Genomic DNA, 21,089 nt, shown 5'->3' on the forward strand with positions numbered 1-21,089 from the left:
AACATATGCAGCACGTATCGCCTGTACGGGAGCCGCTCGTAACCGGGGGGAAAACGTACCACGACGTAACACAGGATATCTGCCGTCAGGTAGAAGCCAAACCCAACATCCGTTGGATGGCTGCCCTTAGCGTTGCCCTTTTCTTCCTTGGTGTATTTCTCTATTCAGTTTACCGGACTTTGTGGTACGGTATCGGGGAATGGGGATTGAATAAAACAGTAGGTTGGGCCTGGGACATCACCAACTTCGTATGGTGGGTAGGTATCGGTCACGCCGGCACCTTGATTTCAGCCGTACTGTTGCTGTTCCGTCAGAAGTGGCGCTCATCCATCAACCGTGCAGCTGAGGCCATGACCATTTTCGCCGTTATCTGCGCGGCTATGTTCCCAGTGTTGCACATGGGCCGGCCTTGGTTGGCTTATTGGGTATTCCCGTTGCAAAATACGTTTGGTTCGTTGTGGGTGAACTTCAACTCCCCTCTATTGTGGGACGTGTTTGCCATCTCGACTTACTTTACAGTGTCGCTGGTATTCTGGTATACAGGTCTGGTTCCTGACTTTGCTACTATTCGCGACCGTGCGAAAGGGCCGATTGCTAAAGTAGCTTACTCGCTACTCAGCTTCGGCTGGAAGGGTTCGGCCAAACATTGGTCGCGGTACGAAACGGTTTCCCTGATTCTAGCTGGTGTGTCAACACCACTTGTACTCTCGGTACACACCATTGTATCGATGGACTTTGCTACATCGGTTGTACCGGGTTGGCACACTACTATCTTCCCGCCCTACTTCGTTGCGGGGGCTATCTTCTCCGGTTTCGCCATGGTGCTCACGCTGATGCTTATCACACGTGTAGTATTCAAGCTGGAGGATTATATCACCTTGGAGCATATTGCCCTCATGAATAAAATCATGATGGTAACGGGGTCGATTGTGGGGGTAGCCTATATCACTGAGTTTTTCATTGCTTGGTATTCGCAAGTGGAATTCGAGCAGTACGCTTTCATCAACCGGGCAACAGGTCCATACTGGTGGGCTTACTGGTCGATGATGACGTGCAACGTAATTTCTCCCCAGTTGGTGTGGATTCGTCGCATTCGCTACAGCATTCCAGCTACGTTCGTACTGTCTATCATTGTAAACATCGGGATGTGGTTTGAGCGTTTCGTAATTATTGTGACCTCACTGCACCGTGACTACTTGCCTTCTAGCTGGGTTATGTTCTCGCCTAGCATCATCGACATCGGTATTTATGTGGGTACACTAGGCTTGTTCTTCACTTTGTTCCTTCTCTTCGCCAAGTTCTTCCCAGTGGTAAACATGGCCGAAGTGAAAACTATTCTGAAATACACGGTAGATAATGGCCCAACTTACACTGGTAACCATGGTCACCACGATCAAGCTCACCAACCAGCCACCCACGGCGTTCCGGCTTCGGCACCCGTAAATTATGACAAGCATGAGTAAGCGCTTTGCCCTCGGAATCTTCGATGACGAAGATGTGCTGCTGCACGCAATTGAAAACGTACGCGAAGCAGGAGTGAAGATTTATGAAGTATTCACTCCCTTCCCCATTCACGGTATTGATGATGCACTGGGGATAGAACGTTCCCGCTTGCCAATTGCAGCTTTTTTCCTAGGCATGACGGGCCTTTCCTTCGCATTGTGGATGCAGATCTACATGCTCGGCTTCGACTGGCCAATGATCATCGGTGGTAAGCCTCATATTGCACTGCCAGCATTCATTCCTGTAGCCTTTGAATTGACAGTATTCTTTACCTGTCATGGAATGGTCATCACTTTCTACACCATCAGTAGCCTGTATCCACGCTGGAAAACTCCCGTGTTGGATGTACGATCAACCGACGACAAGTTCGTGGTGGCAATAGAGATGAACGAGAAAACCGATCTGAATCATCTGACACAACTGCTGCGTGCTAATGGCGCATCAGAAGTGAACGAAAAAGAAATGACCAAATTCTAATGACGCATTCGCTGAAACTAGGTTTGCAAGCGTCGGCTATTCTGTTTGCTTCAGTGCTGACAACAGGTTGCAACCGTGCCGATGACCCCGGCCTCGAGTATGCACCGCAGATGTATGAGTCTATTCCATACGATCCGCTGAGGCAGTTTGACGTTAATACCATTAATCCAATGGGTATTAATGAGCGCACTCCTGTAGTGGGAACTGTACCGGTAGGAAAGCTTAACTACTATTCGCACATTCCAAAAGACAGTGTTGGAATTGCAGAACGGGTGCTAAGAAATCCTTATTCCTATACAAAGGATAACCTGCAAGAAGGACAAGTGCTTTACGTCCGCAACTGCCAGCACTGCCATGGTGAACAGGGAGATGGGCAAGGGCCAGTAGGTGCGAAGTTTAAAGGTGTGCCGAACTATTCCGCCGGTGCTTACAAGACCATGAATGACGGTCATATATACCATGTCATTCAATGGGGCCGCAACCGGATGATGCCGCATGGTTCGCAAGTGAACCCGAGCGAAAGATGGAAGATTGCCATGTATGTGCGGATGCTACAACAGGGAAAAGGCCCTGATGGAATGACCGACTTTCTAAAGGCAAAAGGTCAAGACGCGGGCCAAACTTCCGAATCAACAGATTCTCAAAATCAAGGTCCGGTTCAAGAAGCACAAGCTGATAAAGCTTCTGCTACACCCGGGCAAGGTGGAACAGAAGCACGAAACGGAACAAATCAATCAAGCGAAACGGCTAAACCGCAGAACTAATGGCAACACTGACGCATCAAGAAAGCGTTACGGCCGAATACCTACAGGTTTCGCCTAACGCTCGGAAAAGATTCATCACTATTATCGTCGCCGGTGTCATTCTACTGGTAATAGGTCTACTGTTAGCTGCATTTCATGTTGGCGAAGCAGCACATGAAGGAGCCGCGGCACACGGTGCCGTCGCTGGCCACGAAGGAGCAGCTCATCACGGCAGTCCTATTTGGATTAAGCGTTTACTCGTGAGCCTTTGGCATAATAATGTATTCTTCACAGGAGTGTCTGTGATAGGAACAGTATTTATGGCCATCCAATATGTAGCTTATGCAGGTTGGTCGGTTCTGATTAAGCGCATCAATGAAGCAATGAGTGCTTGGGTTTTACCCGGTGGTGTACTATTGGTTCTCATTTTTGGGATTAGCCTCATCAACAACGACATTTTCCACTGGACGCTACCAGGGATTATGACTAAAGGAAATCCTAACTATGATCATATCATTGCTGGGAAAGCAGGCTTCTTGAGCGTGCCCTTCTATCTGATTCGCACGATTTCCTATATCACCATCTGGGTTGTTTTTACCAATAAGCTGCGGGCATTGTCTCTAGCTGAAGACTTAAATGGTGGTACCGAGTATTTCCATAAAAGCATCACTGCATCAGCCTTGTTCTTGGTACTGTTTGCTGTAACCTCTTCGATGTCTGCTTGGGACTGGGTAATGTCGATTGACACTCACTGGTTTTCAACGATGTTTGGTTGGTATGTATTTGCTTCTTGGTGGGTATCAGGTATTGCTGCTACTACGCTTTGCGTGATTATCCTGAAGCAGATGGGGTATCTCTCATTCGTACAGGCGGGTCACTTACATGACTTAGGTAAATTCATGTTTGGTTTCAGCATTTTCTGGACCTATGTATGGTTTTCACAGTTTATGCTCATTTGGTACGCTAACCTACCCGAAGAGTCAGTGTACTTCAACCAGCGGTTAGGTGGCTTCAATGGCCAGTACACATGGCTGTTCTTCTTCAATCTGCTAATCAACTTTGCCTTCCCTTTCTTGGTCATGATGACGCGTGATGCTAAGCGTCAGATGATCATGCTGAAGATTGTTAGTATTGCTATTTTGATTGGTCACTGGTTTGATTTCTATTTAATGATCATGCCTGCAACTATGCAAGCCAATAACGGGTTTGTAATAGAGTTCGGAGTGGCGTTGGTATTCTTGGGTAGCTTCCTTTTGTTGCTTACCAAGCGTCTGTCTCAGGCATCGTTGGTACCATTGCACCATCCTTTCCTCGACGAGAGCATCCACCATACCACTTAATATTAGATCTGAGTCGCTAATGCTTGGCTACAGATTTCGAGGTCAAGTATTAGTGCCTAAGTTCTTGTTTCTAACTTCTACAAAATGACTACTCTTGGTGTTTTGTTGGTACTGGTGTTACTGCTGGTCGTTTTCGGCTTGTTGTTTCGACTCCAGATTCTGACTTCAATTTTTTCTGGTAGCTCGGCCCGCGAATTTGGGACAAGTAACCGCGTTAATGCGGTGCTAATGCTTGTGTTCTTGGTAGTTGGGGGTGCTGCGTTTGCTTGGTCTTTCGGTGACAATTTCAATAAAATGAATCCGCCGATTGCTTCAGTACATGGACATGCCACTGAGCGTATGTTCTGGATTACGATGATCATCATCGGAATAGTGTTTGTACTGACGCAGATTCTGCTATTCGTTTACTCCTATAAATATCAGCACAAGGAAGGCCAGCGTGCTTATTTCTTTCCTCACAACAACAAGATTGAGATTATCTGGACAATCATCCCAGCCATTGTAATGGCTGCGCTGGTGTTTGCTGGGTGGAAAGAATGGACCCGCATTACTGGTCCGGCTCCGAAGGATGCGGTAGTGCTTGAAGTAATGGGCAAACAGTTCAACTGGTTGGTACGTTACCCAGGCCGCGACCTGAAATTAGGCGTTGTGAATTACCGTCTTATCGACGCCACCAATGAATTTGGCTTTGATTTGAGTGACAAGTCAGGTCTTGATGACTTTGTGCCTAGTGAAATTCATATTCCTAAGGGGCATCCTGTACTGTTGAAGATCCGCTCACGCGACGTATTGCATGCAGTGTATATGCCGCATTTTCGTGTGCAGATGTATGCAGTGCCAGGTATGCCAACCAAGTTCTGGTTTACACCAACAAAGACCACCGACGAGATGCGGGCTCAGTTAGGTAATCCTAAGTTTGATTACGAATTGGCCTGCAACCAGATCTGTGGCCGTGGGCACTTTGCAATGAAATACAAGATTATTGTTGATGAACCAGATGATTATGTAGCTTGGTTTTCTCAGCAAAAGTCATTCTCAGAACAGAATCCTGACGTGCTAGCTTCTTTTAAACAGAAGGAAGAGAAGCTAGTTGTAAAGAAAGCAGCAGCTGTAATTGAAACTCCTGCTGCTAAGGCTTCGCTCTAATTTCACTTAGTTAATCGCACGCTTTTTATATGGCTGCTAATCTTCCAACTCAAGCGCAAGTGCAAGGCGGTATCGGTGTGACCGAACCGCACACTACGCACGATGAGCACGCGCTGCATGATGATCATCATCATGATCAGCATTGGCTCTTCAAGTATGTGTTCAGCACCGACCATAAGGTCATTGCCAAACAATTCTTGATTACTGGTATTTTTTGGGCCATCCTGGGTGGTACCCTATCCAGCTTATTCCGTCTGCAACTTGGTTGGCCTGAGTCTACAATGGAGTGGCTGACTCCAGTGCTGGGCAAATGGGTAGAAGCTGGTAAACTGAATCCTGAGTTCTACTTGGCGCTTGTAACGATGCACGGCACTATCATGGTGTTCTTTGTGCTGACTGCTGGTTTGTCAGGGACATTCTCCAACTTCCTTATTCCGCTGCAAGTAGGCGCGCGCGACATGGCCTCAGGGTTCATGAACATGCTATCGTACTGGTTTTTCTTTATATCAGGCCTTATCATGTTTATCTCCATCTTTTTGGAGACCGGTCCTGCTGCTGCCGGCTGGACAATTTACCCGCCGCTCAGTGCATTGCCACAGGCTATTCCTGGCTCGGGATTGGGTATGACCCTTTGGCTGGTATCCATGGCGCTGTTCATTGTGTCGCAGTTGCTGGGTGGTGTTAACTACATCACCACAGTTATCAACTTGCGTACCCGTGGCATGAGCATGAGTAAATTGCCGCTTACAATTTGGGCGTTCTTTCTGACTGCAGTATTGGGCTTGCTGTCTTTCCCAGTACTTTTTTCAGCTGCTCTGCTGCTCATCTTCGACCGTAGTTTTGGTACCAGCTTCTTCCTATCGGACATCTATATTGCTGGCCAGGCGTTGCCTAACGTAGGAGGTTCGCCTATTTTGTTCCAGCACTTATTCTGGTTCCTGGGGCACCCTGAGGTGTATATTGTAATCATGCCTGCTATGGGTATGGTATCAGAAATACTTGCTACCAACGCACGTAAACCTATCTTCGGCTACCGTGCTATGATTGGGTCGTTGCTGGGTATCTCATTGCTTTCATTTGTCGTGTGGGCGCACCATATGTTCATAACGGGCATGAACCCTTTCTTGGGTTCTGTCTTCATGTTCTTGACGCTTATCATTGCCGTTCCTTCAGCCGTTAAGACGTTTAACTGGCTGGCTACTTTATGGAGAGGAAACATCCGTTTTACTACGGCAATGCTTTTCTCCATCGGGTTTGTGTCACTGTTTATCTCAGGTGGTTTAACAGGGATTATCTTGGGTAACGCTGCTCTGGACATTCAGATGCACAATACCTATTTTGTAGTAGCTCACTTTCACTTGGTGATGGGTAGCTCGGCTTTCTTCGGCCTGTTCGCGGGGGTGTACCATTGGTTCCCTAAAATGTTCGGCCGCATGATGGATGAGAAGCTTGGGTATATCCACTTTTGGTTGACATTCATTGGGGTGTACTTGGTATTTTTGCCAATGCACTACGTAGGTATTGCTGGCTTCCCACGTCGTTACTACGCTTGGACTGGTTTCGACATGTTCAGCCAGTTTGCTGATCTGAACAAGTTCATTTCGATAGCCGCTATTCTGGCTTTCTTTGCACAGTTTGTATTCGTATTCAATTTCTTCTACAGCATTTTCCGTGGCCGGCGTGCCACCGAGAATCCTTGGCGTTCGACCACATTGGAGTGGACCACACCAATAGTACCTGGCCACGGCAACTGGCCCGGCGAGATTCCTGCTGTATACCGTTGGCCATATGACTACAGCAAGCCAGGTGCGGAAGAAGACTTTATTCCTCAAAACGTACCATATTCGAAGACGACCTCTTCCAACTTGCCGTACGAAAACGAAAATGAGTAGAATTAATTGACATTTCCGAAAAGGGCCGCTGTATTTACGGCGGCCCTTTTTTTGTCAATAATTCGGCATGCTGATTCAGCAAGAAAAAGTGTTGGCGAAGCACATTTGCTAGGCTTTCATTGTTGATTCTGCAATCATCCTCCATCTCAACCAACCCGTATGGTTCAACCAGCTTTTGTGCGCCGCTTTCGGTTCTTCGGCATCTTAACCGTAGTAGCTGTATACCTTTTAATTCTAGTGGGTGGTGTTGTCAGAAGCACAGGTTCTGGGATGGGCTGTCCAGATTGGCCTAAGTGTTTCGGTACTTGGATACCACCAACTCAGCTAAGCCAATTGCCGGTTGGGTACAAGGAAATATACACTGCTCAGCGAGTGGCTAAGAATAAACGGCTAGCTAAAACCTTGGAACACTTAGGTTTCAGACAGGTGGCCGGGCAAATATTCGCTCATCCCACACAGTACATAGAAACTGACTTCAACGCTACCAAGACTTGGATTGAATACATCAATAGGCTTTTGGGAGCTCTTATTGGCATATTTATCTTCATAACGGTGGTATTAGCATTGCCTTATTGGCGACGCGACCGGCCCGTTTTCTGGTTAACATTTGGGGCCTTTTTGCTTACCGGCTTCCAAGGATGGCTGGGGTCATTGGTTGTATCAACGAACTTGTTGCCAGAACTCGTGACTGTACACATGGCGTTGGCATTGCTGATAGTCGCTATGTTGATATATGCAGTTGATCGTTCGCAACAGGAGTTGTTCGGAGTTGGTATTGCACCAAATAAGTTTTCGGGTAAGCTAAGGCCGCTGTTAGTGCTGGCCACACTCTTTACATTCGGGCAAATTGTACTAGGTACCCAAGTGCGTGAGCAGGTTGATGTAGTAGCTATGGCGTCAAATTATGTGGGCCGCGCAGGCTGGGTAGAGCAGTTGGGTAGCTTATTTAAAGTGCATCGCACGTTTTCATTGGTTCTGCTAGCCTTGAATCTCTACATCGGCTACCAATTACTGCAAAGCCGTGACGGACACCTACAGCGCTTGGCAATAGGTATACTGGTGCTGCTCGGGATTGAAATCTTGGCTGGGGTAGTGCTAGCTTACTTGGCATTGCCCGCTGCTGTGCAGCCCATCCATCTAACGGTAGCCACTGTATTGTTTGGCGTGCAGTTTCTGACGCTGATTCATTACGCTCGCCGACTGAAAACACAAAGGCAGGCCGCTTATGCGGGGGTTGTTGCGTAACTTTGCAACCCGGTTTGGGTACCTTTTCACCGGGAGTGTTGTTTTACCAACTGATGATTAAAGCCAGGGCGTACTTCCAATTAATAAAATTCCGGCTCGCACTAACAGTAGCCTTTTCTAGTGCTATTGGGTACTTGCTAGGAGTGCAAGCTTTCGACTGGGGAAGGGCTTTTCTGGTATTGTTAGGAGGTTTGGCCGTAACGGGAGCCGCTAATACTATCAATCAGATATACGAAATTGACCTCGATAAGCTGATGAAGCGCACGGCTAAGCGCCCCCTCCCTCAGGGTGTGCTTAGTATCACAGAGGCCTGGGTGTTTACCTTTCTTATGGGGGCAGTAGGACTAGCTATACTGTCTTACTTCTTCAACCCACTGGCCGCAGCATTATCGTTGATTTCGTTGATTCTGTATGGCTTTATTTACACTCCGCTTAAAACCATTTCGCCTATCTGTGTAGCAGTAGGTGCTATTCCGGGTGGTATGCCGCCTCTTATTGGATACGTAGCGGCTACGGGCGTATTGGGGCCGGAAGCATGGGTGTTGTTTGGCATTCAGTTTATGTGGCAGTTTCCACACTTTTGGGCTATTGCCTGGGTGTTGGATGACGACTATAAAGCGGCAGGCTTCAAAATGCTGCCCTCGCCGGGGCGCAAAGACCTTCGTACCGCTTTTCAGATCATGACTTACACCTTGGTACTGATTCCGTTGAGTTTGTTGCCCTTGCAATTCAATATGGCTGGCAAAACATCAGCTCTTATATCGGTGGTATGTGGTGTGCTTTTTCTTATGCAGACCTTTTACCTCATGCGCACCTGCACCAAGAAAGCTGCTATGCGCATCATGTTTGGCTCTTTCCTATACCTCCCCATCGTGCAAATTGCTTTGGTTCTTGATAAGATGTAAGGTGCTATAAAAAAGCGGCTTATATACTTGAAAACACCAAACTACATTTCCGTGCTGAGTGTTGTCTACTAAGACAAGTTCTACTTGAAACCATAAATTTTCGCTATGCATTCTTCGGAATTAGAAGTTCTCAAAGACCGGGAGCCAGCTCTCGGAACTCATCCGTTACGCGTACTGCTCTGGCTGATGATGATTAGCAGCACAATGATTTTCGCTGCTTACACTAGTGCCTACATCGTGCGTCGTGAAGAGGGAAACTGGTTGGAGTTTGCTTTGCCAGGTGGTTTGCTTTACACGAGCATCATTATTCTGATCAGCAGTGCTAGCATTCAGTGGGCTTACTTTGCAGCCAAAAAAGACGAACTGCGCCAGGTGCAGACTGGTATCGTCATCACTTTTGTATTGGGGTTAGCCTTTTTAGTTGGGCAATGGAATGTGTGGGGTGAATTAGTTCGTAACAAGATTCACTTTGGCGGCGTTGATGCTAATCCATCGGGCTCGTTCCTGTATGTCCTGATGGGCGTGCATGCTTTCCACCTTGTTACAGGACTGATTTTTCTGCTCCGTGTATTGCGCAAAAGCTTTAACTATCAGGTGCATTCGCGTCAGATGCTCTCCATTGGCAACGTAACCATCTACTGGCACTTCCTGGGTGGGCTTTGGTTGTACCTGTATTTGTTCCTACTTTTGAATCACTAGTCTCGTCTTACTCCGTACATTATGTCCACCATTTCCACGACGCAGCCCCTAACCACTGCCTCTTCCGCTACCGAACGGCCGCGGAGCGGCACTTGGGACGGTGGCAACGAACCCTTCAAAGCCAGCTATGGCAAGCTGATGATGTGGTTCTTTCTGCTGTCGGACGCTTTCACGTTCGCCGCGTTTTTGACCACCTACGGCCTGATCCGTCACCGGAACCCCGCCTTTGACCCCAATGCAGGCGTTCCGTTTAAGTTCTCGACGGCTTACTGGCCAATTCCGGACAAGGTATTCAACGCCTTCCCGGGTATGGGCCACGCCGACGTGCCACTAGGATTTGTGGCGCTGATGACGATGATTCTCATCTTCAGCTCGGTTACGATGGTACTAGCTGTGGAAGCAGGTCACCGCATGGACAAGAAAGATGTGCAGAAATGGTTGCTCTGGACTATCCTCTTCGGTGCCACCTTCTTGGGCTCGCAGGCTTGGGAGTGGAGCCACTTCATCCACGGCACGACGGAAGGTACTCTAATGGCCGATGGTACCGTATTTCATGGTGCTAACCTAGCGCAGAACCAGTACGGTCCAGTCCTATTCGCTGACCTGTTCTTCTTCATTACTGGTTTCCACGGTACCCACGTATTCTCGGGAGTTTGCTTGCTGGTGTATTGCTTCATTGCTACCACCAACGACACTTTCCACAAACGTGGGCACTATGAAATGGTGGAAAAAGTCGGTTTGTACTGGCACTTTGTAGACCTTGTATGGGTGTTCGTTTTCACCTTCTTCTACTTGGTTTAATCGATTAAATGGCAGAATAGCTGGATGGCTGGCTGTTCGAAAATCATCAAACTCTAGCCATTCAATCATTCAGTAATTCAACCATTCAAAATAATGGCTAATCACGCAAGCACCGAGCCAGTACAAGCTGGCGAAATTCCGAAGCCCAACGTTGGGTGGATCTGGAAGACTTTTTTTGTATTGGTAGGTATTACGGCGCTGGAATTCGTATTCGTATTCCTGATGAATCCGGGTACGTTGCGTAACTCTATCTTCATCATTCTGACCATCTTCAAGGCGTTCTTCATCGTGGCTGAGTTTATGCACTTGAAGCACGAAGTGAAAGCCCTGATCTGGACCATCCTCATCCCAATGGCCCTGCTGATCTGGCTGCTGATTGCATTGGTTTCTGAGGGAACCTACGGCGGCCAAGCCATCCAGAATGCCTTCAACTAGAGCATGAGGCCCAAACACGTCCTGTTGTTGGGCCTCATGCTATTGGTCCCGGTACTAGCTTTCGTGTTTCTGTACACGTTCGGTACCAACCGTTACGCGCTGCCCACTTTCCTGCCCGACCACGTTGATTCAACGCTGGTGGAAGGAAAGTGGCGGCGCGATACTGTTTTCCACCAATTGGGAGACTTTACGTTGTCCTCCCAGTCGGGACGTTTGGTTTCGCAAAAGGACTTAAGCAACGGCGTGTACGTAGCCAACTTCTTTTTCGCCACTTGTCCGGGTGCTTGCCCACGCATGAACAGTCAGATGGCGCGGGTGCAGGAGAAGTTCCGCAACGAGCCGCGCGTAAAGCTGGTCTCCTACACCGTTGACCCCGAGCATGATTCGGTGGCCGTATTGGGCCGCTATGCCGAGCAGTATGGTGCAATTGCTGGTAAATGGTTTTTCCTGACTGGTGACAAAACGGCTCTTTACCGGTTAGCTACGGAGGAGTTCAAACTGCCGGCCCCCAGCGGTGCCGCACCGGGCATTGTACACAGCCAAAACCTATACCTGGTAGACCGTGATAAGCGCGTGCGCGGCATCTATGACGGAATGAAGCCCAAAGACGTAGACCGCCTCATGACGGAAATCAACGTGTTGCTTTACACCTATGACCACAATCAGTAAGCCTTCTTCCGAACCCGGTAGCAATACCACGCTTAAAGTACTAGCCGGAGTGCTTGGGGCCGTAATTCCGGTGGCAGTAGCCATACTGTATTACTTTCCTAACGTCTTCCGGATTGAAGGAGCCAACGTGAAAATGCTGCCGGCTGTAAATGCAGTATTGAATTCCTTAACGGCTGTATTGCTGCTGGCGGGCTACTATTTCATCCGGCGTAAAAATATAGCTTGGCACCGCGCCATGATGGGAACAGCCTTCCTGATGGGTTCGTTCTTTTTGGTGTCATACGTGGCATATCACTCCCAAGTACCTAGCACCAAGTTTGGGGGCGTAGGGCTGATTAAAGGTATTTACTACTTCATTCTCCTGACGCATATTGTACTGGCGGCCGTGACGGTAGGGTTGGTGCTTTTCACGCTATACTTCGCGCTTACGCAGCAGTTTGCCAAGCATCGGCGCATTGCTCGTTACACATTCCCTATCTGGCTGTATGTGTCAATTACGGGAGTAGTGGTGTATTTCATGATTTCACCGTACTACACGTAAGGCAGGAAACTTTGCTTAGTGGCTATTGTTGGAAAGAGTATGAAAAAGCTGTTAATCAAATCGTTTTTTGTCACCGTTATAGCGTTGCTGTTTGGCTTAGCCCCATTGGCTGCTCATGCGCAGTGCACCATGTGCAAAACCCAGGTGGAGTCGTCGCGGACTGAAAAGGACGGCTACGATTTCTCGGGCCTCAACAAAGGCATTCTGTACATGGCTACTATTCCGTACTTGCTGATGGGAGTGGTAGGCTACATGTGGTATCGTAAAACCCACTCACTGAAGAAGACGACCAGTAAATAATGGCCGTCACTGATTCCACGCTGTTGGCAATGCTGGCCCAGAAGTGCCCGCGCTGCCACCGTGGACCGCTCTTCAAGCACTCCGCTTTCAATTTGCGCCGGTTCGACGAAATGTATGACGACTGCGTAGCCTGTGGGCAATACTACGAGCCCGAAGTGGGGTTTTATTGGGGAGCTATGTACGTCAGCTACGGCTTCTCAACGGGCATCGTCTTTCTGACGGGAGTACTGCTGTATTATCTGGCCAATGACCCGCCCGTTTGGGTGTACATCACAACGGTAGCGGCTATTGTGGTGCTACTAACGCCACTGCTTTTTCGCTATGCCCGGGTGGTGATGCTATACTTTTTTGGAGGGATTCGCTATGATGCAGGCTTGTTGGAGAGGCTGCGTGAGTAGCTAGCAAACAGGATAAGAAGTAGGAAATGCCGCCAATTGGCGGCATTTTTGTTGGGTGCCGGTTCTCGCTGCACCACTTGCTGCTGCCCTAACACCTGACGATTGAAGTTCTCCCGGTTCCTGCCACTAGCATTATTGCTGGCCGCTTTTCTCTGCTTCGGAGGTGCCTACCTGAGCAACCGCTACGGTCAGTCGCCGGCGGCGCTGCTGCGGGCTGATGCCGACCGGCTACAAAAGCTGGTAATGGCAGCGGAAACCGAGGCCGAGCAGGAAGCCGCCGTTATAGCTGAGCAGGCTCAACAAGGAAAGCTTAAGTTTCAAACCTTAGTGGGTAAAACCACTTACCCGTGTTTTGTTTTTCGTGGCAGTCAGCTGCTGTATTGGTCGGATCATACGGTACGGCCCGATATGGAAAACGCGCAGCAGCAATTCCATGAGAAGCTGGTAGTAATGCAGTTTGGGCGCTATTTGGCCCTGCGGCACGAGGCAGGGCCGTACGTGGTGCTAACGTATGTGCCCTTAGAGCGGAGCTACGGTATCAGCAACCGTTACCTGCGTGACGGTGCGGAGCGAGCCTTGTTTACAGGGCTGAATTTGCGGCTGGTGGCCGATGATGCCCAATCTAACTCGCCCAAACTCTACTCCAATGAGGGGAACTACCTGTTTTCGCTGGCAAGCCTTCAGCCCAACCCAACCAGCGGCAAATACCTGCCATTAGCTTTGATGTTGCTGGGGCTGGGGCTATACGTGGCTGGTTGGCTGCTCTGGTCCCGGCAGTTATTTCGTACTGGTCGGCCATTGACCGGAGCCATAGCTGCAGTGCTGCCATTGGTATTGCTACGGGCAGTGCTGCTGCATTACGGACTGCCGTTTTCCTTTATCGAGCTTCCACTATTCAATCCGCGGGTGTACGCGGCTTCCTGGTTGTCGCCTTCACTCGGCGACCTGTTGATTAATGCCTTGCTGCTGGTAGTGGCCGCAACGTATGGGCTGTTGCTGTTTCAGCACTACAAAGTGGCCCTGTGGCCGGCGCGGGTGCAGCGGTTGTCGCGCCGCATGATGGTGGGGGCAGGGCTGGTGCTGAGCTTCTTCGGATTGCTGGAATTTCTGTTTCAGTTCTACTCCAACAGCTTCAACAACTCCCAACTGGTGCTGGATGTCACCCAAGACATTTCCATTAGTGGCTTCAAGGCGTTGCTGTGCCTGGCCATTGTGCTGCATACCGCGGCGTATCTGACGGGCTTTTATGCGCTGGCGCAACTGTTTGAGGCAACTGTCCGGTACGAAACCCGCCGGACGGGCGTGCTGGCGCTTGGGACCAGCACGGCGGTATTCTTGCCGCTGGGGCTAGTGCTTGGGCAGGCCGATTTTATTCTGCTAGGCATTACCCTGCTGTTCTTCTTCGTGCTACGGCTAACAGGCTTGCGGCAGGTGGCGGCTATTATTCCGTATCAGGCCTACCTGTTTCTGTTTCTGATGCTGAGTATCAGCTCAGCGGTGGGCGCCTTGGCCTTGTTCGAGCATTTCGACCGGCAGCTTGTTCTCAACAAGCAAACCTTAGCCGGGAATCTGCTGGCCGAAAACGACCTGCAAGGTGAGGTACTGCTCAGTGAGCGAGGCCAGGAAATGGCCGCCGACCCTGAGCTGCGCACCATGCTAGCCGATAGTTCCACTCGGCCCGAGGTAATTCGACAGAAGATTGTGCGCGGGTATCTGCGTGACTACTTCGACAAATACGAAATAGTGGTGACGCTTTTCAAGCCAGGCGGAACGCCCGTAGAGGGTGGCACCGATGCTGAAACGCTACCCCAGATGCGTACCCGCCTGCTTCGGGCCGCCGCCCGCACCGACCAGTTGAACCTGTTTCTGGTGCGCGGCAGCAACTCGTTTAGCACCCGGCGCTACGTCGATTTCGTGACGGTGCCCACAACCAAGGGCAACAGCACAATACTGCTGGAACTCACCCTGAAAAAGCTAACTACCTACAGCGTGATTCCCGAATTGCTGGTAGACCAGAAGTTTTTCCAGTCGGGGATGGGGGCTGAGTTGAGCTACGCCGGCTACGAGGACAACCAGCTGGTGTACAGCGAAGGTGACTACGACTACGTGAACCGCCTCACGCCCGCCTTGTACCAGAACCCGCGCCTCTACCAAAGCGGGCTGGTTGTAGGCCGCTTCCATCACCTCGCTGTGCGCGACGAAACCCAGTACCGCACGGTAGTCGTCACGACGGCCACCTACAGCTTCGGCGACTGGCTGGCTAACTTCTCGTTCTTGTTTCTGCTGCACGCTTTTCTGGGGCTGTTTTGCGGCGGCGTGTACTGGCTGGGCCGCGGCGAATACCTCGACGTGTTTCGTACCAACTTCAGCACCAAAATTCAGCTGTTCCTGAACCTGGGCATTCTGGTGCCGCTGCTGGTGGTGAGCGTGGCCACTATCAGCCAAGTGAAAAAGTCGTACCAGCGGGACCTGCGGCGGACGTACGAGCGGCGCGGCCGGGCCGTGCAGGACAATCTGCTGGAAAACAGCAAGCTCCTCGCCGATTCGGCTAGCCGCCCGGCTTTGCTCGACCTGGCCGACAATGTATCGGCCCTCACCGAAACCGACCTCAACCTCTACGATGCCCGCGGCCGGCTGCTGGTGAGTAGCCAGCCCATCATTTTCGAGTCGGGGTTGCTGGGCACGCTCATGAACCCGCAGGCGCTGGCCGGCCTGAAAGAGCAGATTAAGCCGCGGGTGCTGGCCACGGAGCGGGCGGGGTCGTTGTCGTTCAACACGCTGTATCTGCCGTTGCGCACAGTTTCGGAAACTGATGAGCGCTCCAGCGTGGTGCTGGGCTACGTGGGCATTCCGTTTTTCGACTCCGAGAAAGACCTCGACAACAAGCTGATTGAGCTGATTGCCATCATCCTGAACACATTCACGGTGATGTTCATTCTGTTTCTGGTGCTGGCCTTCGTGGCGTCGCGGGTGCTGACCAACCCGCTGAAGCTGGTAACCGAGAAGCTGAAGCAAACCACGCTGACGGGCCAGAACGAAATGCTGAACTACCAGTCCAACGACGAAATTGGGCTGCTGGTGCGCGAATACAACACCATGCTCTTGAAGCTGGAGGAAAGCAAGCAGGAACTGGCTGCGCAGGAAAAAGAAGCGGCCTGGCGCGAAATGGCCCGGCAAGTAGCCCACGAAATAAAGAACCCGCTCACGCCGATGAAGCTGAGCCTTCAGTTTTTGCAGCGAGCCATTCAGGATAACCGACCTAATATCAACGAGATGCTCGGCAAAGTGTCGCAAACGCTCATCACCCAGATTGACGTGCTGACCGACATTGCCACCTCGTTCAGCAACTTCACCAACCTGCCTGCCATGCGCCCCGAGCGCCTGGACGTGGTGCCGGTGCTGCGCCGCTGCGTGGAACTGCACCAAGGCAGCCGTCAGGATGCTACCATTCAGCTGCAGCTGCCTCTGAGCGACGAGCCAGTAGTAGTGTTTACCGACGAAAATCTGCTAGTGCGCACGTTCAACAACCTGCTCATCAACGCCCTGCAAGCCGTGCCCGAGAGCCGGACGCCGATTATCAATGCAAGCCTGGAAATTCAGGAAGGGCGGGCGCGGATTGCCATCCAGGACAATGGCGCGGGCATTCCCGATGAGGTGCGCGAGAAGGTGTTCGTGCCCAACTTCACTACCAAGGCCACCGGCTCCGGCATCGGGCTGGCCGTAGCCAAGCGCGGTATCGAAAGCGCCGGCGGTACCATCTGGTTTGAAACCGAGGCAAACACCGGTACCACGTTCTACATTGAGTTGCCGCTGGCGGGGTAGTTTGTTATTGGCTAGTAGCTGATGGCTGCTAGCTATTAGCCTTTGCTTGTTATGAGTAGCGGATACTTGAAGGCTAATAGTCAATAAAGCATATAGCCAAGCAGATTAGCTTCCATTATTATCTAATGAGAAAAAGCCAACAGCTAACAGCCATCAGCTACTAGCTCGAAAGCAAAAGGGCACGAAGTTGGTGGGAATATGCGTTGTTGAGCCTGCGTATCTTCGTATTTATTTATCCTGGATGAGTAGCAGTTTTACGCCCCGCTTCCTGCGCTTTTGGCTGCTGCTGATACCTCTATGGATAGGAGCCGGTACAGCGGTGTGGGCCCAGCAGCGGCCGGAACTGCCGCCCAACACGCGCCGCTGCGTGTGGGTGCGCCTCAGCCCCGACCAGGACCTCACCGAATTTGAGCTGCCCGATACTTTAACGGTAGTACCATCCTCCGTCAGCATCAACGGCCGCGCCGTAGCCTACGACGTCCGTACCGACCGGTACCGTTACTCTCAGCTGCGCCGCGTAGCGGCTCCCGAGGCTGGGCAGCCCGACGTGGTTTTGCCTGGGCTGGATTCGGTGCTGGTGTGCTACCGGGTGCTGCCGCTACGGCTGGCGGCCCCGCAGTTTCGGCGCCCGCGCGGGCTGCTCGATAGTGTGGATTTCCCGCGGCGCACGTTTGGGGTGCAGGATTTCGCGGTGAAAGAGCAGATTCTGAGTACGCCGGGCATCAACAAAACCGGTAATCTGGCCCGCGGCATCAGCTTCGGCAACGCCCAAAACGTGTTTGTCAACTCCTCGCTGAATTTGCAGCTCGAAGGTAAGCTCACTGAGAACATCAACCTCACGGCCGCCATCAGTGACCAGAGCGTACCGTTTCAGCCGGAAGGCAACACCCAGCAGCTCCAGGAGTTCGACCGAATCTATATCACGCTCACCAGCCAGCGCTGGAACCTGACGGCCGGCGACGTGGTGCTGCGCAACAAGCCCGACTACTTTCTGCGCTTCTACAAAAACGTGCAGGGCGCGGCGCTGGAAGTGAATTTGGGGCAGCCGGGTATTGGATTAAGCGGCTTCAGTACGCCTCAGCTTACGCCGGTACCCAGCTACCCCGGCGTCAATCCAGGCACGTATTCCACCACCACCATCAGCAACGGCGGCCAGACGCCCAACCTCAACCAGGGCGCCGCGCCGGGCAGCGCGGCTCCTTCGGCCCCCGGTTTGGCGGGTACTGGGCTTACGTCAAGTACGAGCAGCTCGGAAACATCGGGACGGTTCGGGCCGGTGCGGTCCTCTACCACGGTGGCGGGTGGGGTGGCCAAAGGCAAATTTGGTAGTATCGACGTGACGCCCATTGAGAACGTGCAGGGGCCGTACCGGCTGCGCGGGCCCAACGGCGAGCAGTACATCATCGTGCTGGCCAACTCCGAGCGGGTGTTTCTGGATGGGCGGCTGATGACGCGGGGTTTCGACAACGACTACATCATCGACTACAACCAGGCCGAAGTCACGTTTTCGCCCCAGCACCTGATTACCAACAATTCACGCATCAAGATTGACTTCGAGTACTCCGATTTCAACTACGCCCGCTCGCTCTACTCAGCCAGCCATTACCAGCAGGTAGGCCGGCTGGCCCTGCACGGCAACTTCTACCGCGAAGCCGACAACCCCGACAACTCGCCTAATCTGGTGCTGAACGACTCCGACCGGGTGGCGCTGCGCGACCTCAACGACAACGTGGCGCAGGCCCGCGTACCGGGCGGTTTGGCTACCAGCTACAACCGGCAGGAAGTGCAGTACACCCGCGAAACCCAACTAGTAGGAGGGCAGCCGGTGGAGATATATACCTATCTGACCGACTCGTTGCGGCAGGCCTATACCGTGCGCTTTACCGATGTGGGCCAGGGCAACGGCGACTATAAGCTAAGCGTAGCGCAGGCCAGCGCCAACGGGCGGGTGTACGAGTACGTAGGGCCAGGGCTGGGCAATTACGCCTCCATCCGGCTGATTCCGGCGCCGTTGCAGAAGCAGCTTATTTCGGCTGGGGCCAGCTACCAGATTGATTCCACCTCCACGGTGTTTGTGGATGTGGCGTCGTCGGAGCTGGACTTGAACCGATTTTCGCCGCAGTCGGACAAGGGGCAGGCCATGCGCGTGGGGTACGTGGTGCAGGACCGCAAGTTGCCGGGGCTGGGCATATTGCGTAACTACCGGTTCCGTAGCGCCCTCGATTACGAGTACACCAGTCCGGAATTTGCGCCCATCGACCGGTACCGCGACATTGAGTTCGACCGAAACTGGAGCACCGCCAGCACCGTGCAGGGCAATGCCACCCGCCGCGTAGCCCGCGCCGACAACATCCTGAACTTTGCGGTGGGCGCGGCCAAAGACGCCGACAACGCCATCAACTACCGTCTCAGCCGCCGCTACCGCTCCGGCGAAGTGGATGGCTTGCAGCACTGGCTGGATGTAGCCCGGCAGATAGGCGGCGTGCAGATGCGCGGCAGCTTGTTTCTATTGAACTCCCAGGCCGGTGCCGGCAAATCGACGTGGGCACGGGGCGAGGCTACGGCGCGCTACGTGCGCGGCCGCGTGATACCCGGCTACGCCTACCGCTTCGATAAAAACCGGGTTACCTCGCCGTCCGGCGACTCGGTGGTGCTGTCATCGGCCAATTACTTCGACGAGCACAACGTGTTCATTCAGAGCCAGGACACCGCCAAAACCAAGTTCCGGGCCGATTACACCTACCGCCGCGACCAAACGCCCAACGCCAACCAGAGCGAGCTACAGCGGCGCGGCACCGCCCAAACCTGGCAGGGCACCATGACCACCCGCCTCGGCCGCAGCCAAGACCTGGCCGTGCTGGCCACCTACCGCGACCTGGCCGCCCGCGACAGTGCCCGCCAGCGCACCGTGCTTACCAAAGTGGACTGGAACGCCAGCTTGCTGCAAAACCAGGTGCGCTCCGAGCTTAGCTACTCAGTAGCTACCGGCCGGGAATTGCGCCGCGACTTTTCGTTTGTGGCCGTGCCCAACGGGCAGGGGACGCATTATTTCCAGGAATCCAACGGTGAACTAGGACAGCAGAAAGAAGAGTTTTTCGAGGCCCCCACGCCCGATGCCGTCTACCGCACCCACATTAAAGTGTACCTGCCCACCGACGACTACATCATTGCCTTCACCAACCGCTTCAGCTACCGCCTCACCACGGCCGCGCCCCGCAACTGGCGCGAAGCCGGCGGCTGGCGGGCCGCGGCCGCCCGGTTTTCCACCATCAGCACCGTTACGCTGGACCGCCGCACCACCGATAAAAGCCTGTCGTCGCGCCTGAATCCGTTTGCGTTCCAGACCGAGGATCCATTGCTGCTGTCGTTGAACAAGCTGCTGCGTAATACGCTGTACTTCAACCGGTCCAACCCTATTTTCGGGGCCGAGCTAACCGTGCAGCAAACTCAGCAGAAAACCCTGCTGGCCCAAGGCTCCGATATCCGCAACCTGGCGGCGCAAAGCCTGCTGCTGCGCCGCACGCTGGCGCAGTCGTTCACGGGGCGGCTCACCACCTCGCGCACCATCCGGCAAAACAACTCCAACTACTTGAAGGACCGTAATTTCCGGCTGCTGATTTATGAGCTGGCTCCCGAAATCAGCTACCAGCCCAACGGCACGCTGCGCTTCACCGGTACCTATCTGCGCACCACCAAAACCAACACCACGCCCGTCAACGACAAAGGCGAGGCCCGCGGCACCTTCGATGAGCTGGGCATCGAAACCCGTCTCAGCCAGGTGAGCAAGCGCACTGTTACGGCCAGCACCCGTTACGTGGGCGTCGGTTTCAAGGGGGATGCCAGCTCGGTGGTGGGGCTGGAGGTGCTGAATGCCCTGCGGCCCGGCAGCAACTTCACCTGGAACCTGAACATCGAGCAGCGCCTCAGCAACGGCCTCAACGTGAACCTGGCCTACGACGGCCGCAAGTCCAACGGCTTGAAAGTGGTGAACACCGGCCGGATGCAGGTGTCGGTGCTGTTCTAATAGGTAATCATAGTTTTATTTGTCGTGTCATGCTGAGCTTGTCGAAGCATCTCTCCCGCTTCGTTGAAATAGTATTGATTACCACTGCGGGAGAGATGCTTCGACAAGCTCAGCATGACGGTTATTTGGTTGTTGTCAGAGCCAATTGC

At 52.5% G+C, this 21,089-nt stretch carries 17 protein-coding genes; all 17 read left to right on the forward strand.

The window, feature by feature from the left end:
• Positions 1–5: 5 nt before the first annotated feature.
• Entirely contained in the window at positions 6–1,463 is a 1,458-nt protein-coding gene (nrfD, locus tag J0X19_RS12395) for an NrfD/PsrC family molybdoenzyme membrane anchor subunit (RefSeq protein WP_242582530.1), read from the forward strand.
• A complete protein-coding gene (locus J0X19_RS12400) occupies positions 1,456–1,980 on the forward strand; it encodes a DUF3341 domain-containing protein (protein WP_206984686.1) in 525 nt (174 codons plus the stop codon). Before nrfD ends, J0X19_RS12400 begins: the two co-directional genes overlap by 8 nt.
• Positions 1,980–2,744 carry a c-type cytochrome gene (locus J0X19_RS12405; RefSeq protein WP_206984687.1) on the forward strand — a complete coding sequence of 255 codons (765 nt, stop codon included), beginning with the start codon at positions 1,980–1,982 and terminating at the stop codon, positions 2,742–2,744. Before J0X19_RS12400 ends, J0X19_RS12405 begins: the two co-directional genes overlap by 1 nt.
• Entirely contained in the window at positions 2,744–4,063 is a 1,320-nt protein-coding gene (locus tag J0X19_RS12410) for a quinol:cytochrome C oxidoreductase (protein ID WP_242582533.1), read from the forward strand. Before J0X19_RS12405 ends, J0X19_RS12410 begins: the two co-directional genes overlap by 1 nt.
• An 84-nt stretch (positions 4,064–4,147) precedes the next feature.
• The gene (locus J0X19_RS12415) at positions 4,148–5,209 is read left to right on the forward strand and encodes a cytochrome c oxidase subunit II (protein ID WP_206984688.1); all 1,062 of its coding nucleotides are present in this window, start codon (positions 4,148–4,150) and stop codon (positions 5,207–5,209) included.
• Positions 5,210–5,238: 29 nt separating this feature from the next.
• A complete protein-coding gene (locus J0X19_RS12420) occupies positions 5,239–7,101 on the forward strand; it encodes a cytochrome c oxidase subunit I (protein WP_242582536.1) in 1,863 nt (620 codons plus the stop codon).
• A gap of 159 nt (positions 7,102–7,260) precedes the next feature.
• Positions 7,261–8,346, forward strand: coding sequence for a COX15/CtaA family protein (locus J0X19_RS12425; RefSeq protein WP_206984689.1), 1,086 nt, complete (start codon positions 7,261–7,263; stop codon positions 8,344–8,346).
• Positions 8,347–8,399: 53 nt separating this feature from the next.
• Positions 8,400–9,251, forward strand: coding sequence for a heme o synthase (gene cyoE / locus J0X19_RS12430; RefSeq protein WP_206984690.1), 852 nt, complete (start codon positions 8,400–8,402; stop codon positions 9,249–9,251).
• A gap of 105 nt (positions 9,252–9,356) precedes the next feature.
• Positions 9,357–9,950 carry a cytochrome c oxidase subunit 3 gene (locus tag J0X19_RS12435; RefSeq protein ID WP_206984691.1) on the forward strand — a complete coding sequence of 198 codons (594 nt, stop codon included), beginning with the start codon at positions 9,357–9,359 and terminating at the stop codon, positions 9,948–9,950.
• Positions 9,951–9,971: 21 nt separating this feature from the next.
• Positions 9,972–10,751: a cytochrome c oxidase subunit 3 gene (locus J0X19_RS12440; RefSeq protein ID WP_206984692.1), complete on the forward strand. Its 780-nt coding sequence runs from the start codon at positions 9,972–9,974 to the stop codon at positions 10,749–10,751.
• A gap of 93 nt (positions 10,752–10,844) precedes the next feature.
• A complete protein-coding gene (locus tag J0X19_RS12445) occupies positions 10,845–11,186 on the forward strand; it encodes a cytochrome C oxidase subunit IV family protein (protein ID WP_206984693.1) in 342 nt (113 codons plus the stop codon).
• A gap of 3 nt (positions 11,187–11,189) precedes the next feature.
• A complete protein-coding gene (locus J0X19_RS12450) occupies positions 11,190–11,855 on the forward strand; it encodes an SCO family protein (protein WP_206984694.1) in 666 nt (221 codons plus the stop codon).
• Positions 11,839–12,396, forward strand: coding sequence for a DUF420 domain-containing protein (locus J0X19_RS12455; RefSeq protein WP_206984695.1), 558 nt, complete (start codon positions 11,839–11,841; stop codon positions 12,394–12,396). Before J0X19_RS12450 ends, J0X19_RS12455 begins: the two co-directional genes overlap by 17 nt.
• A gap of 39 nt (positions 12,397–12,435) precedes the next feature.
• Entirely contained in the window at positions 12,436–12,696 is a 261-nt protein-coding gene (locus J0X19_RS12460) for a hypothetical protein (RefSeq protein WP_206984696.1), read from the forward strand.
• Complete coding sequence (locus tag J0X19_RS12465) at positions 12,696–13,094, forward strand: DUF983 domain-containing protein (RefSeq protein ID WP_242582539.1); 399 nt, start codon at positions 12,696–12,698, stop codon at positions 13,092–13,094. Before J0X19_RS12460 ends, J0X19_RS12465 begins: the two co-directional genes overlap by 1 nt.
• A 102-nt stretch (positions 13,095–13,196) precedes the next feature.
• Positions 13,197–16,916, forward strand: a complete 3,720-nt coding sequence (locus J0X19_RS12470) for a sensor histidine kinase (RefSeq protein ID WP_206984697.1) — start codon at positions 13,197–13,199, stop codon at positions 16,914–16,916.
• A gap of 241 nt (positions 16,917–17,157) precedes the next feature.
• Positions 17,158–20,940, forward strand: coding sequence for a hypothetical protein (locus J0X19_RS12475; protein ID WP_206984698.1), 3,783 nt, complete (start codon positions 17,158–17,160; stop codon positions 20,938–20,940).
• The last annotated feature ends 149 nt before the right edge of the window (positions 20,941–21,089 follow it).

This window comes from Hymenobacter telluris, from assembly GCF_017313265.1.
GTDB classification, from domain to species: domain Bacteria; phylum Bacteroidota; class Bacteroidia; order Cytophagales; family Hymenobacteraceae; genus Hymenobacter; species Hymenobacter telluris.

Excerpts from the sequence above, each read along its gene's own strand:
- cyoE (WP_206984690.1), top strand. The coding sequence starts at position 8,400 with ATGATTAAAGCCAGGGCGTACTTCCAATTAATAAAATTCCGGCTCGCA.
- J0X19_RS12400 (WP_206984686.1), top strand. The coding sequence starts at position 1,456 with ATGAGTAAGCGCTTTGCCCTCGGAATCTTCGATGACGAAGATGTGCTG.
- nrfD (WP_242582530.1), top strand. The coding sequence starts at position 6 with ATGCAGCACGTATCGCCTGTACGGGAGCCGCTCGTAACCGGGGGGAAA.
- J0X19_RS12460 (WP_206984696.1), top strand. The coding sequence starts at position 12,436 with ATGAAAAAGCTGTTAATCAAATCGTTTTTTGTCACCGTTATAGCGTTG.
- J0X19_RS12445 (WP_206984693.1), top strand. The coding sequence starts at position 10,845 with ATGGCTAATCACGCAAGCACCGAGCCAGTACAAGCTGGCGAAATTCCG.
- J0X19_RS12435 (WP_206984691.1), top strand. The coding sequence starts at position 9,357 with ATGCATTCTTCGGAATTAGAAGTTCTCAAAGACCGGGAGCCAGCTCTC.
- J0X19_RS12405 (WP_206984687.1), top strand. The coding sequence starts at position 1,980 with ATGACGCATTCGCTGAAACTAGGTTTGCAAGCGTCGGCTATTCTGTTT.
- J0X19_RS12475 (WP_206984698.1), top strand. The coding sequence starts at position 17,158 with ATGAGTAGCAGTTTTACGCCCCGCTTCCTGCGCTTTTGGCTGCTGCTG.
- J0X19_RS12465 (WP_242582539.1), top strand. The coding sequence starts at position 12,696 with ATGGCCGTCACTGATTCCACGCTGTTGGCAATGCTGGCCCAGAAGTGC.
- J0X19_RS12455 (WP_206984695.1), top strand. The coding sequence starts at position 11,839 with ATGACCACAATCAGTAAGCCTTCTTCCGAACCCGGTAGCAATACCACG.
- J0X19_RS12440 (WP_206984692.1), top strand. The coding sequence starts at position 9,972 with ATGTCCACCATTTCCACGACGCAGCCCCTAACCACTGCCTCTTCCGCT.
- J0X19_RS12450 (WP_206984694.1), top strand. The coding sequence starts at position 11,190 with ATGAGGCCCAAACACGTCCTGTTGTTGGGCCTCATGCTATTGGTCCCG.
- J0X19_RS12420 (WP_242582536.1), top strand. The coding sequence starts at position 5,239 with ATGGCTGCTAATCTTCCAACTCAAGCGCAAGTGCAAGGCGGTATCGGT.
- J0X19_RS12425 (WP_206984689.1), top strand. The coding sequence starts at position 7,261 with ATGGTTCAACCAGCTTTTGTGCGCCGCTTTCGGTTCTTCGGCATCTTA.
- J0X19_RS12415 (WP_206984688.1), top strand. The coding sequence starts at position 4,148 with ATGACTACTCTTGGTGTTTTGTTGGTACTGGTGTTACTGCTGGTCGTT.
- J0X19_RS12410 (WP_242582533.1), top strand. The coding sequence starts at position 2,744 with ATGGCAACACTGACGCATCAAGAAAGCGTTACGGCCGAATACCTACAG.